Raw genomic sequence first — 13347 nt, forward strand, 5'->3', positions numbered from 1 at the left:
TTGGTATAATCTATCAAGGAAACGTCAAGAGACGTAGCGATGCGCTTGCGCATAGGTAGGTCAGTTTTTAGAAAAGAGATTTTTCAATCTATGTTAAATGAATTTCCTATTTTCGACTATGAAGATATTCAGTTGATTCCCAACAAATGTATCATCAATAGCCGGTCAGAAGCAGATACAACCGTTCAATTTGGAAACCATACCTTCAAGCTTCCAGTCGTTCCTGCCAATATGCAGACAATCTTGGATGAGAATGTAGCAGAGCAGTTGGCGCGTGGTGGTTACTTCTACATCATGCACCGTTTTGATGAAGCGGGTCGGATTCCTTTTGTCAAACGCATGCATGATCAAGGTTTGATCGCTTCCATTTCGGTTGGTGTTAAGGAATACGAATACGACTTTGTGAGTCAATTAAAGGCAGATGCGCCTGAGTACATCACTATTGATATCGCACACGGTCATGCGGATAGTGTCATTCGGATGATTCAACACATCAAGAAAGAATTGCCAGATACCTTTGTCATTGCTGGAAATGTTGGAACACCTGAAGCTGTTCGTGAATTGGAAAATGCGGGAGCTGATGCGACTAAGGTCGGGATCGGCCCTGGTAAGGTTTGTATCACCAAAGTGAAGACTGGATTTGGTACAGGTGGTTGGCAATTGGCTGCTCTTCGCTGGTGCTCAAAAGCAGCGCGTAAGCCAATCATTGCGGATGGTGGTATTCGGACTCATGGTGATATTGCCAAATCGATTCGTTTCGGGGCATCTATGGTCATGATCGGTTCTCTCTTTGCAGGACATATTGAAAGTCCTGGTAAAACAGTAGAGATTGATGGAGAGTCTTTCAAAGAGTACTATGGATCTGCTTCAGAGTACCAAAAAGGCGCTTATAAGAACGTCGAAGGGAAGAAGATTTTATTGCCTGCCAAGGGTCATTTACAAGACACCCTGACAGAAATGGAACAAGATTTGCAAAGTTCGATCTCGTATGCAGGAGGCCGAAAATTAGCAGATTTGAAACACGTTGACTATGTGATCGTTAAGAATTCTATCTGGAATGGCGATGCACACTAATTGAATTACTTATTTATTTCACGAATGGGCGTGATGTTTCTACAAGGTGCCGGAACACCTAACAATAAGTAAGTCGGGATCATTTCTCTTTCTAGAGAGATTTCAGGGCTTGCTTAGCAGGCCTTTTTGTTTTTTGTGAATGAAGTAGAGGATTTTAAAAAAAGTAGGAGGAAGTATGAAATTACTGGAAGAGCGCATCTTAAAAGATGGCAATGTTTTAGGTGAGAATATCCTCAAGGTGGACTCCTTTTTGACCCACCAAGTGGATTTTAAACTCATGAAAGAAATTGGTCAGACTTTTGCTGACCGGTTCAAAGATGCTGGCGTGACGAAAGTCGTGACCATTGAAGCGTCTGGAATTGCACCTGCCCTTTATGTAGCTGAAGCCTTGGATGTTCCCATGATCTTTGCTAAAAAGGCGAAAAACATCACGATGAATGAGGGCATCTTGACGGCTGAGGTTTATTCCTTTACCAAGCAAGTGACCAGCACCGTTTCGATTGCAGGTAAATTTTTGGATCCATCAGATAAGGTTTTGATCATTGACGATTTCCTCGCAAATGGTCAAGCAGCCAAAGGATTGATTCAAATCATCGAACAAGCCGGGGCTCAAGTCGAAGCGATTGGGATCGTGATTGAAAAATCCTTCCAAGATGGACGGGGATTGTTAGAAGAGTTGGGATATCCAGTTGTATCCCTCGCACGTTTGGACCGTTTTGAAAATGGTCAGGTTGTATTTAAGGAGGCAGACATCTAATGCAAAAACAAGAAAGCCATTCACAGGCGGCCATTCTAGGCTTGCAACACCTTTTAGCCATGTATTCGGGATCTATTTTGGTGCCGATCATGATCGCAGGAGCTTTGGGCTATAATGCTCATCAACTAACCTATCTCATCTCTACAGATATCTTCATGTGCGGGGTAGCAACTTTCCTTCAAGTGCAGCTCAATAAATACTTTGGGATCGGACTTCCGGTAGTCCTTGGGGTTGCCTTCCAGTCTGTGGCACCTCTCAGCATGATCGGGGCTAGCCATGGTAGTGGTGCCATGTTTGGTGCCTTGATTGTCTCAGGGATTTATGTCATCCTTGTCTCTGGTTTCTTCTCTAAGATTGCCAATCTCTTCCCATCCATTGTAACGGGATCCGTTATTACCACCATTGGTTTGACTTTGATTCCAGTAGCGATTGGAAATATGGGAAATAATGCGCCAAAACCAACCGTTCAAAGCTTGATCTTGGCTGTGGTGACTATTCTCATCATTTTAGTTGTTAATATCTATACGACTGGTTTTATTAAATCCATTTCAATTTTGATTGGTTTGATCACAGGTACTGCCATTGCGGCTTCTATGGGCTTGGTAGACTTCACACCTGTAGCTCAAGCACCAGTCGTTCACGTTCCAACACCTTTCTTCTTTGGAGCTCCTAAGTTTGAAATCACCTCAATCGTCATGATGTGTATCATCGCGACAGTTTCTATGGTTGAATCAACTGGTGTTTATCTTGCACTTTCAGATATTACCAAAGATCCGATTGATAGCACGCGCCTCCGTAATGGCTATCGTGCTGAAGGGTTGGCCGTTCTTCTCGGTGGTATCTTCAATACCTTCCCTTACACTGGATTCTCACAAAACGTTGGTTTAGTGAAATTGTCTGGTATCAAGACTCGTCTTCCAATCTATTATGCGGCTGGTTTCCTTGTTCTACTCGGTCTCCTTCCAAAGTTTGGAGCTTTAGCACAAATCATCCCAAGCCCAGTTCTTGGTGGAGCGATGCTGGTCATGTTTGGTTTTGTATCGATTCAGGGGATGCAGATCCTTGCGCGTGTTGATTTTGAACACAATGAGCACAATTTTTTGATCGCTGCTGTATCGATTGCTGCAGGGGTTGGTTTGAACAACAGCACCCTCTTCAATGGTCTTCCAACAGGATTCCAAATGTTCTTTGCGAATGGAATTGTCGTTGCCAGTGTCTTGGCGATCGTTCTCAATGCTATTTTAAACCGCAACAAAAACTAAACTCACATGAACCGGAGGTCCTTGGATCTTCGGTATTTTTGACTTTTAAAGAAACATATAGTAGAGTGGAAGAGGAGAAAATCTGATTTGATGAGAAGAGAGTTAGAATCATGTATGTAACCTATCACTTTAAAGAGCGCTTGCGCTTGTTTTTGAGTTTATTTTTGCCGATTTTAATCTACCAATTGGCCAATTATTCAGCTAGCTTTGTCGATACAGCCATGACCGGTCAGTACCGGACCCTTGATTTGGCTGGGGTTTCTACAGCTACCAGTCTGTGGAATCCATTTTTTACTTTCCTGACCGGGATTGTCTCTGCTCTGACACCGATTGTCGGGCATCACTTAGGTAAGGGAAATAAAGAACGGATTGCTGGCGATTTTTACCAATTCCTCTATATGTCGTTTGCTATGGCCATTCTCTTAATAGGCTTTGTCTGGGGGATTGCGCCCATGATTCTCAAGCAGATCGGCTTAGAAAATGTTGTTGCTCAAATAGCCATTCGCTACTTATATTTCCTTTCTCTAGGAATCTTACCCTTGTTGCTCTTTAGTATCGTGCGGACCTTCCTTGATACGTTGGGAATGACACGACTATCGATGTACTTGATGCTCTTGCTCTTGCCTTTGAATGCTTGTTTTAACTATATCTTGATCTATGGGGCATTTGGTTTTCCTGAGATGGGAGGAGCGGGAGCAGGTCTTGGAACCTCTCTGGCCTACTGGGTCTTGCTGGCTATTGCAGTTTTGATCTTGTGCAAGCACCCTAAGGTAGCATCTTTCCAATTGTGGAAGCCGCAACCTTATAATTTTAAAGGGATGAAAGAAGTACTGCGCCTTGGGCTTCCAATCGGTGGAATTGTTTTTGCAGAAGTCATCATCTTCTCGCTGGTTGGTCTGTTAATGGCAAAATTCCCATCTCTGACCATTGCGAGCCACCAATCAGCCATGAATTTTTCGACCCTGATGTATGCTTTCCCGGTTAGTATCTCAAGCACCATGGCGATTATCGTATCTTACGAACTGGGAGCAGGAAGACCAGAAGTGGTCAAACAATATTGCCGTTTGGGACGACTGACAGCCTTTGGATTTGCGATTGTCACTCTCGTCTTTCTCTATACATTCCGCTTCCAACTAGCAGGGCTATATGGCAAGGATCCAGTCTTTGTGCAGCAAACAGCGATTTTCATGACCTATAGTCTCTTTTTCCAAGTAGCCGATACCTTTGCAGCACCCCTACAAGGGATTTTGCGGGGCTATAAGGATACAACGGTTCCTTTCTTATTAGGAGTCTTTAGTTATTGGTGTATCTCTATCCCACTAGGGATTTTCCTTGACCACGTGACCAACCTCGGTCCCTATGCTTATTGGATCGGCCTTATTTCTAGCCTTGTCGTGAGTGGAATTTGTTACCAGCTTCGGCTTTGGCAGATCGAAAAAAAGCAGGCAAACTAAAATGAAGTCTGGGAAACCAGGCTTTTTATGTGCCGTGAATATTATAAATTTTCTGAAAGTTCTTGACAATTGATGTCAAAGTGGTAAGATTAGGAGGTAGAAATGAAGAACTAGAAGGAGAACAAGATGAGAAGTGATATGATCAAAATGGGGATCGACCGAGCACCAGCGCGTGGTCTCCTCTATGCAACAGGGCAAGTAAAATCAGCAAAGGATATGCAAAAGCCCTTTATTGCCATTTGTAACTCCTATATTGATATCGTTCCAGGCCATGTTCACCTGCGTGAATTAGCAGATGTTGCTAAGGAAGCTATTCGCGAGGCTGGTGGGATTCCTTTTGAATTTAATACCATCGGTGTCGATGACGGAATCGCTATGGGCCATATCGGGATGCGTTATAGTTTGCCATCACGCGAGTTGATCGCAGATGCTGCTGAAACAGTCATCAATGCCCACTGGTTTGACGGTGTTTTCTATATTCCTAACTGTGATAAGATTACACCAGGAATGATTTTAGCAGCCATGCGGACCAATGTGCCAGCTGTATTTTGTTCTGGTGGACCCATGAAGGGTGGCGTTGACATGACGGGGCATCAAGCGACTCTCTCCAGTTTGTTTGAAGCTGTAGGTACTTATCAAGCTGGTGATATGGGCTTGGATGAGCTGGATTTCTTGGAAAAAAATGCCTGCCCAACTTGTGGCTCTTGCTCTGGTATGTTTACTGCCAATTCCATGAACTGTTTGATGGAGGTATTAGGTCTTGCTCTTCCTGGAAATGGTACCATCCTAGCTGTTTCAGATGAAAGACGGGAATTGGTTCGCCAAGCGGCCAAACAATTGGTAGAGAATATTAAAAAGGATATCCGTCCACGGGATATTGTGACCAAAGAAGCCATCGATGATGCGTTTGCGCTCGATATGGCCATGGGTGGTTCTACCAATACTGTGCTTCATACACTCGCTATTGCGCGTGAAGCGGGGATTGACTATGATCTCAAAGATATCAACGAAATTGCCAAGAAGACACCTTATCTCTCTAAAATTGCACCTTCAAGTGTTTACACTATGCATGATGTGCATGAAGCTGGTGGTGTTCCAGCCATTATCAATCAGTTGATCAAAAAAGGAGCCATCAAGGGTGATCGTATCACAGTTACTGGTAAAACCTTGAAAGAAAACGTAGCTGGTGCTGAAATCAAAAATAAAGAAATTATCCATCCAATCGAACATCCGATTTCACCTGTAGGTGGTTTGTCGATCCTTTACGGAAATATCGCTCAAGATGGGGCTGTTATCAAGGTCGGTGGGGTCGATCCATCTGTGACTACTTTCCGTGGTAAAGCTATTTGTTGCGATTCACAAGATCAAGCCCTTGAGTTGATTGACAATGGAACAGTTAAGAAGGGACATGTCGTTGTCATTCGTTACGAAGGTCCGCAAGGTGGTCCTGGTATGCCAGAAATGTTGGCGCCAACTTCTAAGATTGTCGGACGCGGTCTTGGTAAGGATGTGGCTCTCATTACGGATGGTCGTTTCTCAGGAGCTACTCGTGGGATTGCTATTGGTCACGTTTCTCCAGAAGCGGCAGAAGGTGGAAATATCGCCTTAATTGAAGATGGGGATGAAATCGTGATCGACCTACCAAACCGTACCCTTGAGCTACTTGTCGATGATGCCACTCTTGCAGAACGTCGCAAACATTTGAAACCTTTCAAATCAAAAATCTCCAGCGGTTGGTTGCGTCGCTATACAGCCTTTGCCAAATCAGCCAATGTCGGCGGAACCTTGATGAGTGACGAAGAATTCGAAGAACGGAAAGCAGAACGTCAAGCCCAAGAAAAATAAGAAAAAACCTTTCCTGCTATGTGATATCACAAGCAAGAAAGGCTTTTTTAGTGGAACCATTATTTGGTGCGCATTTCACCTTGAGGGAAGTAGGTTCCTTCAGGCATATCGTTAATGATGACGTGAACAGCTGACTGAGGAGCACCAGTATTGCGGACAACAGCTTCGGTTACTTCCTTGGCCAAGGCTTTCTTTTGTTCCAAGGTGCGTCCTTCAAATAGGTCAATTCGTACAAATGGCATATGGCCACCTCCTAAATTTTTTATAGGACTATTTTATCACATTTTGAGATACAAAGCTTAGCAAAATTATGGTAAAATGATAATGAAACACATTTTAGAGAGAACAGAAGGAAAATGGCACAATTATATTATAAATATGGGACCATGAACTCGGGGAAAACCATTGAGATCTTGAAGGTGGCCCATAATTATGAAGAGCAAGGCAAGAGCGTCGTTATCATGACCTCGGCAATCGATACACGAGATGGAGTAGGAGTGGTTTCTAGTCGGATCGGTATGAAACGAGAAGCCGTTGCAATTGAAGACGATACGGATATCTTTGGCTTTATTAAAAACCAAACAATCAAACCTTACTGTGTGTTAATCGATGAAGCTCAATTTTTGAAACGCCACCATGTCTATGACTTGGCAAGAGTCGTGGATGAACTGGATGTACCGGTTATGGCTTTTGGCCTCAAAAATGATTTCCGAAATGAACTCTTTGAAGGTTCCAAACACCTCCTCTTGTTAGCCGACAAGATCGAGGAGATCAAAACCATCTGCCAATACTGTTCCCGCAAGGCAACCATGGTCTTGCGTACCCAAGCAGGTAAACCTGTCTATGATGGAGAGCAGATCCAGATCGGTGGACACGAGACCTATATCTCCGTTTGCCGCAAGCATTATTTTAATCCAGACATTCCAACTGAAAGCGTCTAGAACGTTTTAGAGAGGATAATAATGTCTATTTGTTTAAAAGATATTACAATAGAGAATTATTTTGACGTTTTAAATCTAGAAGTTCATCCAAACCAAAGGAATTTTATTGCATCCAATTCCATTAGTTTAGCTGAAGCCTATGTATATGATAAAAATGGTGATTTTATAGCTCCCTTAGCAGTTTATGATAAGGAAGTATTAGTTGGTTTTGTTATGATTGCCTATGACCAGAAAATTGGGATCAGCAAGGGGAACTACTTGTTATTTCGTTTTATGATCGATAAAGAATTTCAAGGTTTAGGCTATTTTAAACCGACTATGGATGCAGTCATTGACTTTGTTCGAACAGAGCCAGCTGGAAAAGCAACAAGTCTTTGGTTATCTTATGAACCGGAAAATAATCAAGCGAGATCTTGCTATCTCCATTATGGATTTAAAGAAACTGGCCAAGTCATAGAAAACGAAATTGTAGCAATCTATGATCTAACAACCAAGAATTAAGGAGCAAACATGAATATCTATGATCAACTACAAGCTGTAGAAGACCGATACGAAGAGTTAGGAGAATTATTGAGTGACCCCGATGTGGTCTCTGAGACCAAACGCTTTATGGAGCTTTCAAAAGAAGAGGCTTCCACTCGTGATACGGTGACAGCATATCGTGAGTACAAACAAGTCCTTCAAAACATCGTTGACGCTGAGGAAATGATTAAGGAAGCAGGCGGCGATGCGGACTTGGAAGAAATGGCCAAGCAAGAGTTAAAAGATGCTAAGGCTGAAAAAGAAGAATACGAAGAAAAACTGAAGATCTTACTTCTTCCTAAAGATCCAAACGATGACAAGAACATTATCTTGGAAATCCGTGGGGCAGCAGGAGGAGACGAAGCTCAATTGTTTGCCGGCGACCTCTTGCAAATGTACCAAAAATACGCGGAAAGCCAAGGCTGGCGCTTTGAAGTCATGGAAGCTTCTTACAATGGCGTTGGTGGGATCAAAGAAGTCGTAGCCATGGTCTCTGGTCAATCGGTTTATTCGAAACTCAAGTATGAATCGGGAGCCCACCGGGTGCAACGGGTTCCAGTGACAGAAAGCCAAGGTCGTGTCCATACTTCGACTGCTACAGTTCTGGTCATGCCAGAAATTGAAGAAGTCGAGTACGACATTGATCCAAAAGACCTTCGGATTGATATCTACCACGCATCTGGTGCGGGTGGACAGAACGTCAATAAGGTCGCTACAGCCGTTCGTATCGTTCACTTGCCAACCAATATCAAGGTCGAGATGCAAGAAGAACGGACGCAACAGAAGAACCGCGAAAAAGCCATGAAGATCATCCGTGCGCGTGTGGCTGACCACTTTGCTCAGATTGCCCAAGACGAGCAAGACGCTGAGCGGAAGTCTACTATCGGGACTGGTGACCGTTCAGAGCGGATCCGGACTTACAACTTCCCTCAAAACCGTGTGACCGATCACCGGATCGGCTTGACCCTTCAAAAATTGGACACCATCTTATCTGGTAAACTGGACGAAGTGGTCGATGCTTTGGTCTTGTATGATCAAACACAAAAACTAGAAGAGTTGAACAAATAATGTTGTTGGGACCATTATTAGCCCAGTATGAAGAAGAATTAATAGCCGTTGGAGAGGAAGCAGAAAGCCTCTCCTTCGCGTATCGTGCTTTAAAAAACTGGACCTTTACAGACTTTGTCCTTGCCTTGCAAAAAGAAGTGGAAGTAGAGGACCAGGCTTTGCTTGAATCCATCTTTGAGCAGTTGAAACATTACATTCCTGCCCAATATATTATTGGCAGCGCAGAATTTTGTGGCCATGTTTTTACAGTGGATGAGCGCGTGCTGATTCCACGCCCTGAAACGGAAGAATTGGTCGCTCTTATTCTCGAAGAAAACGATGAGAAAGCTTTACGAGTTCTGGATATCGGAACAGGTAGTGGGGCCATTGCTATTAGCCTAGCCCTTGCTAGACCTACCTGGCAGGTTCAAGCTAGCGATGTCTCAGAAGAGGCTTTAGCCCTGGCTCAAGAAAATGCCAAGCAGTTAGAAGCTGTCCTTGAATTCAAGTCGTCAGATGTACTGGACGAACTAGAAGGTCCTTATGACCTGATTGTGTCCAACCCTCCCTATATCTCTCGAGATGATGTGGAAGAAGTCGGAGCCAATGTTTTAGCCTCTGAACCTCACTTAGCTCTTTTTGCGGAACGTGATGGATATGCCATCTACGAAAAGATTGCCCAACAGGCACCAAATGTTTTAACACCAGACGGAAAGATTTATTTAGAAATTGGTTATAAGCAAGGAGCCAAAGTAAAAGAGCTCTTTCAAGAAGCGTTTCCTAACAAACGCGTTCGCGTTCTGAAAGACCAATTTGGACAAGATAGAATGGTAGTAGTAGACAATGGATCACATTGAGAAAGAATTAGAAGCAGGACGTGCGGTTATTCTGCCAACTGAGACAGTCTATGGTATTTTCGCCAAAGCTTTGAATAAAGAGGCAGTCGATTATATATACGAATTAAAACGTAGACCGAGAGACAAGGCTCTGAATTTAAATGTAGCCGGCGGCGAAGATATTCGACTTTATTCGAAAAATCAACCTAACTATTTAACAAAACTGATTGATTCATTTTTACCAGGGCCTCTCACTATTATTCTTCAGGCGAATGACAAGGTACCTGGCTGGATTCATTCAGGATTGGATACAGTTGGTTTCCGTATACCGGCTCACCCAAAGACATTGGATTTAATTCGTAAATACGGCCCTTTAGTTGGTCCTTCCGCAAATCTCTCTGGTCATGCAAGTGGAACAAAGTATAAGGCTATTGTAAGCGAGTTTGATCAAGTGGTTCCTGGTATAGAGGATGATGACTTCTTGACTGGACAAGATTCAACTATTTTGGATATCTCTGGTTCCAAGGCCAGGATTTTGCGGCAAGGTTCTATAACGAAAGCTGACTTTCTTGCACAAGTGCCCGAGCTTTCATTTGAGGAAGATGAACTTCCTCAGTGATAATGTACATAAATAATTTTTTATAAAGGAGTAGACCGATGATTTTTGATAAAGAAGATTACAAAGCTTATGATGCAGACCTATGGAATGCGATCGCTAAAGAGGAAGAGCGTCAACAAAACAATATTGAGTTGATTGCTTCTGAAAATGTTGTCTCTAAGGCAGTGATGGCTGCTCAAGGGTCTATTCTGACAAATAAGTATGCCGAAGGCTATCCTGGCCGTCGTTACTATGGCGGGACAGATGTGGTCGATGTGGTCGAAAGTCTCGCGATTGAACGGGCCAAAGAAATCTTTGGTGCTAAATTTGCCAACGTTCAACCACATTCAGGAAGTCAGGCAAACTGTGCTGCCTATATGGCCTTGATTGAGCCTGGTGATACTGTCATGGGGATGGATTTAGCTGCCGGTGGGCATTTGACGCACGGAGCTTCTGTGAGCTTCTCTGGTCAAACCTATAACTTTGTGTCCTATAGTGTAGATCCTGAAACAGAGCTCTTGGATTTTGATGCCATCCTAAAACAAGCCCAAGAAGTGAAGCCAAAACTCATCGTCGCTGGTGCCTCAGCCTACTCTCATATCATTGATTTCTCTAAATTCCGTGAGATTGCGGATGCAGTAGGAGCAAAGCTCATGGTTGACATGGCCCATATTGCTGGTCTCGTGGCAGCGGGTCTCCATCCAAGTCCAGTTCCTTATGCCCATATCACGACTACGACTACTCACAAGACCCTTCGTGGCCCTCGTGGAGGCCTGATCTTGACTAATGATGAGGAGTTAGCTAAGAAAATTAACTCTGCTATTTTCCCTGGTATTCAAGGAGGACCGTTGGAGCATGTCGTTGCAGCCAAAGCTGTCGCTTTCAAAGAAGCGTTGGATCCTGCCTTTAAAGAGTATGCAGCTAACGTGATTAAGAACAGTCAGGCCATGGCTGATGTCTTCTTGCAAGATCCTGATTTCCGTGTCATTTCAGGCGGAACAGAGAACCACCTTTTCCTTGTCGACGTCACTAAAGTCGTTGAAAATGGGAAAGTGGCGCAAAACTTGTTGGATGAAGTCAATATCACCCTCAACAAGAACTCTATTCCTTATGAAACCTTGTCTCCATTTAAGACCAGTGGGATTCGGATTGGTGCAGCTGCCATCACCGCTCGTGGTTTTGGTGAAAAAGAAAGTCGCACCGTTGCTGAACTGATGATCAAAGCGCTGAAGAATGCGGACAATCAAGAAGTATTAGACAAAGTGCGTAGCCAAGTTAAAGCCTTGACAGACGCCTTTCCACTTTACGAGGACTAAACCATCCTATGGATATTTACGTAAAAAAAGCCATCATTCATCAATTTAGCCCAGGTGATACCGATCTCTATCTGGCAGATAAATTTCTCAATATCACGCCTAAAATTGAGGAATACTTGCGCAAAAAGATTGAACGGGTTTATTCTGATGAAGCCAGGACCGGTATTTTCGAAGAGGACAATCCTTTTCTTGAGATGATTTCAGATGACCTACTAGAAACTTCGGTCGCAGTAGCGAATCGTTGGAAGGAAGAATTTGTCGTCTCTGAGAATCAAAAAACCAACGATTTGGTGTTCATTCAATTCTCAAAAGAAGGGGTGGACCATTTTGCCTTTCTTCGGATTGCCTTACGGGAAACCCTGACCCATCTTGGTGGTGAAGTGGATAATCCGATTAAGCTGACGCAAAATAATCTACCTGGTTTTGGCACTGGTGTTGATGAGGCCTTGGTCATCAATCTTCAAAGTCGCAAATACCACTTGATTGAAAAACGGATCAAGTACAATGGGACGTTCTTGAACTATTTTTCTGAGAATCTGTTGCAGGCGCAACCCAAGATCTCCCCTAAAAAATCGATCAAGGCACTAGAAAAAACAGCTCAGAAGATTGCGGAAAGCTTTAACACAGACGATTTTCAATTTCAATCAAAGGTTAAATCAGCTATTTTTAACCATATTGAGGAAGAAAATAAACTCTCTCCAGAGAAATTAGCGGATGATCTCTTCAACGACAATCTGACAGCTCGTCTCAGTTTTATTGACCAAGTTAAAGAAGCTGTGCCTGAGCCTGTCACTTTTGAAGAGATTGATGCCAGTCGCCAGTTGAAGAAGTTCGAAAATCAGAAATTGTCATTGTCAAATGGAATTGAACTAATCGTTCCGAATAATGTCTATGAAGATGCAGAATCTGTTGAATTTATTCTAAACGAGAACGGAACCTATTCTATTTTGATCAAAAATATTGAGGATATACAGAGTAAATAATGATTAAACGTATAGTGAAGATCTTCTTATTCATCTTACTAATATTTGGAATCTACAAGGGAATTCAGATCCACCATGATGTCAAACAAGTCATGCAGTACCGCTCCCTGGTTAGAGAAGTCCTTGCTGAAGAGGACACCACGGCCAATGAAAACCTCATTCTTGCTATGATCTATACTGAGACCAAAGGTCGAGAGGACGATGTCATGCAGGCAAGTGAGAGTGCAAGTGGTGAAACCAATACCATTAGTGATAATAAGGCCAGTATTCGCCAAGGTATTCAGACTCTTTCAGATGAGTTAAAAGAAGCCAAGAAAAAAGGCGTTGATAGCTGGACAGCCGTTCAAGCCTATAATTTCGGGAAAGACTACATTGATTATGTGGCTAAACACGGTGGGACAAATTCCCTAGAGTTGGCCCGCGCTTATTCACGGGATGTAGTAGCGCCAAGTCTTGGCAATGTTACCGGTGAAACTTATCTTTACCTCCACCCTATCTCTCTTTTAAACGGGATGGAACTATACATAAACGGTGGCAATATTTATTATTCCCGTTTAGTAGAAACCAATATGACGATTATGAAGCTATTTTCATGGTTTTAATCAATCAATTCAGAGGTCGGACAAGTAGTCTGGCCTCTTATCTATCTCCTTAATTGTTCGATCTTTTGTATATTTTGGCTCTTTCATTCTCAATATTTTGAAATCATTGA

General features: G+C 43.1%; 14 protein-coding genes and 1 riboswitch. Of the genes, 13 read left to right on the plus strand and 1 reads right to left on the minus strand.

The window, feature by feature from the left end; all coding sequences use genetic code 11:
- The first annotated feature begins 90 nt into the window (after positions 1-90).
- The 5 genes from guaC to ilvD all read left to right on the plus strand — a co-directional run bounded on the left by guaC (position 91) and on the right by ilvD (position 6392).
- Positions 91-1074: a GMP reductase gene (gene guaC, locus LIZ08_RS02915; protein WP_037607889.1), complete on the plus strand. Its 984-nt coding sequence runs from the start codon at positions 91-93 to the stop codon at positions 1072-1074.
- A riboswitch (purine riboswitch) is annotated at positions 1064-1159 on the plus strand. It overlaps the preceding gene by 11 nt.
- 90 nt (positions 1160-1249) lie before the next feature.
- On the plus strand, positions 1250-1831 hold the full coding sequence (locus LIZ08_RS02920; protein ID WP_003001484.1) for a xanthine phosphoribosyltransferase: 582 nt from the start codon (positions 1250-1252) through the stop codon (positions 1829-1831).
- The gene (locus LIZ08_RS02925) at positions 1831-3093 is read left to right on the plus strand and encodes a nucleobase:cation symporter-2 family protein (RefSeq protein WP_227038237.1); all 1263 of its coding nucleotides are present in this window, start codon (positions 1831-1833) and stop codon (positions 3091-3093) included. Before LIZ08_RS02920 ends, LIZ08_RS02925 begins: the two co-directional genes overlap by 1 nt.
- 110 nt (positions 3094-3203) lie before the next feature.
- Positions 3204-4547: an MATE family efflux transporter gene (locus LIZ08_RS02930; protein WP_227038238.1), complete on the plus strand. Its 1344-nt coding sequence runs from the start codon at positions 3204-3206 to the stop codon at positions 4545-4547.
- Between the two features lie 126 nt (positions 4548-4673).
- The gene (gene ilvD / locus LIZ08_RS02935) at positions 4674-6392 is read left to right on the plus strand and encodes a dihydroxy-acid dehydratase (RefSeq protein ID WP_227038239.1); all 1719 of its coding nucleotides are present in this window, start codon (positions 4674-4676) and stop codon (positions 6390-6392) included.
- 59 nt (positions 6393-6451) lie between these two features.
- Here the strand turns inward: ilvD and LIZ08_RS02940 are convergent, their stop codons facing one another.
- Positions 6452-6634, minus strand: a complete 183-nt coding sequence (locus LIZ08_RS02940; protein ID WP_001117401.1) for a 4-oxalocrotonate tautomerase — start codon at positions 6632-6634, stop codon at positions 6452-6454.
- A gap of 114 nt (positions 6635-6748) precedes the next feature.
- On the opposite strand from LIZ08_RS02940, the gene LIZ08_RS02945 reads away from it, so the two are divergent.
- From LIZ08_RS02945 to LIZ08_RS02980, 8 genes are read left to right on the plus strand one after another with little or no spacing between them, the layout of a single operon-like run.
- Complete coding sequence (locus LIZ08_RS02945) at positions 6749-7333, plus strand: thymidine kinase (RefSeq protein WP_003007269.1); 585 nt, start codon at positions 6749-6751, stop codon at positions 7331-7333.
- Positions 7334-7354: 21 nt separating this feature from the next.
- A complete protein-coding gene (locus LIZ08_RS02950) occupies positions 7355-7834 on the plus strand; it encodes a GNAT family N-acetyltransferase (RefSeq protein WP_125826363.1) in 480 nt (159 codons plus the stop codon).
- 9 nt (positions 7835-7843) lie between these two features.
- Entirely contained in the window at positions 7844-8923 is a 1080-nt protein-coding gene (gene prfA, locus LIZ08_RS02955) for a peptide chain release factor 1 (RefSeq protein WP_125826364.1), read from the plus strand.
- Positions 8923-9759, plus strand: coding sequence for a peptide chain release factor N(5)-glutamine methyltransferase (gene prmC / locus LIZ08_RS02960; RefSeq protein WP_227038240.1), 837 nt, complete (start codon positions 8923-8925; stop codon positions 9757-9759). Before prfA ends, prmC begins: the two co-directional genes overlap by 1 nt.
- The gene (locus tag LIZ08_RS02965; RefSeq protein WP_125826366.1) at positions 9746-10357 is read left to right on the plus strand and encodes an L-threonylcarbamoyladenylate synthase; all 612 of its coding nucleotides are present in this window, start codon (positions 9746-9748) and stop codon (positions 10355-10357) included. Before prmC ends, LIZ08_RS02965 begins: the two co-directional genes overlap by 14 nt.
- 38 nt (positions 10358-10395) lie before the next feature.
- A complete protein-coding gene (gene glyA, locus LIZ08_RS02970; protein WP_045759440.1) occupies positions 10396-11652 on the plus strand; it encodes a serine hydroxymethyltransferase in 1257 nt (418 codons plus the stop codon).
- A gap of 8 nt (positions 11653-11660) precedes the next feature.
- A complete protein-coding gene (locus tag LIZ08_RS02975; RefSeq protein WP_227038241.1) occupies positions 11661-12635 on the plus strand; it encodes a nucleoid-associated protein in 975 nt (324 codons plus the stop codon).
- On the plus strand, positions 12635-13237 hold the full coding sequence (locus tag LIZ08_RS02980; RefSeq protein ID WP_003007284.1) for a lysozyme family protein: 603 nt from the start codon (positions 12635-12637) through the stop codon (positions 13235-13237). Before LIZ08_RS02975 ends, LIZ08_RS02980 begins: the two co-directional genes overlap by 1 nt.
- Positions 13238-13347: the final 110 nt, after the last annotated feature.

Origin of the sequence: Streptococcus sp. 210928-DFI.4.42 (assembly GCF_020554365.1) — a bacterium.
GTDB lineage: Bacteria > Bacillota > Bacilli > Lactobacillales > Streptococcaceae > Streptococcus > Streptococcus parasanguinis_S.

Excerpts from the sequence above, each read along its gene's own strand:
- guaC (WP_037607889.1), top strand. The coding sequence starts at position 91 with ATGTTAAATGAATTTCCTATTTTCGACTATGAAGATATTCAGTTGATT.
- LIZ08_RS02920 (WP_003001484.1), top strand. The coding sequence starts at position 1,250 with ATGAAATTACTGGAAGAGCGCATCTTAAAAGATGGCAATGTTTTAGGT.
- LIZ08_RS02925 (WP_227038237.1), top strand. The coding sequence starts at position 1,831 with ATGCAAAAACAAGAAAGCCATTCACAGGCGGCCATTCTAGGCTTGCAA.
- LIZ08_RS02930 (WP_227038238.1), top strand. The coding sequence starts at position 3,204 with ATGTATGTAACCTATCACTTTAAAGAGCGCTTGCGCTTGTTTTTGAGT.
- ilvD (WP_227038239.1), top strand. The coding sequence starts at position 4,674 with ATGAGAAGTGATATGATCAAAATGGGGATCGACCGAGCACCAGCGCGT.
- LIZ08_RS02940 (WP_001117401.1), bottom strand. The coding sequence starts at position 6,634 with ATGCCATTTGTACGAATTGACCTATTTGAAGGACGCACCTTGGAACAA.
- LIZ08_RS02945 (WP_003007269.1), top strand. The coding sequence starts at position 6,749 with ATGGCACAATTATATTATAAATATGGGACCATGAACTCGGGGAAAACC.
- LIZ08_RS02950 (WP_125826363.1), top strand. The coding sequence starts at position 7,355 with ATGTCTATTTGTTTAAAAGATATTACAATAGAGAATTATTTTGACGTT.
- prfA (WP_125826364.1), top strand. The coding sequence starts at position 7,844 with ATGAATATCTATGATCAACTACAAGCTGTAGAAGACCGATACGAAGAG.
- prmC (WP_227038240.1), top strand. The coding sequence starts at position 8,923 with ATGTTGTTGGGACCATTATTAGCCCAGTATGAAGAAGAATTAATAGCC.
- LIZ08_RS02965 (WP_125826366.1), top strand. The coding sequence starts at position 9,746 with ATGGATCACATTGAGAAAGAATTAGAAGCAGGACGTGCGGTTATTCTG.
- glyA (WP_045759440.1), top strand. The coding sequence starts at position 10,396 with ATGATTTTTGATAAAGAAGATTACAAAGCTTATGATGCAGACCTATGG.
- LIZ08_RS02975 (WP_227038241.1), top strand. The coding sequence starts at position 11,661 with ATGGATATTTACGTAAAAAAAGCCATCATTCATCAATTTAGCCCAGGT.
- LIZ08_RS02980 (WP_003007284.1), top strand. The coding sequence starts at position 12,635 with ATGATTAAACGTATAGTGAAGATCTTCTTATTCATCTTACTAATATTT.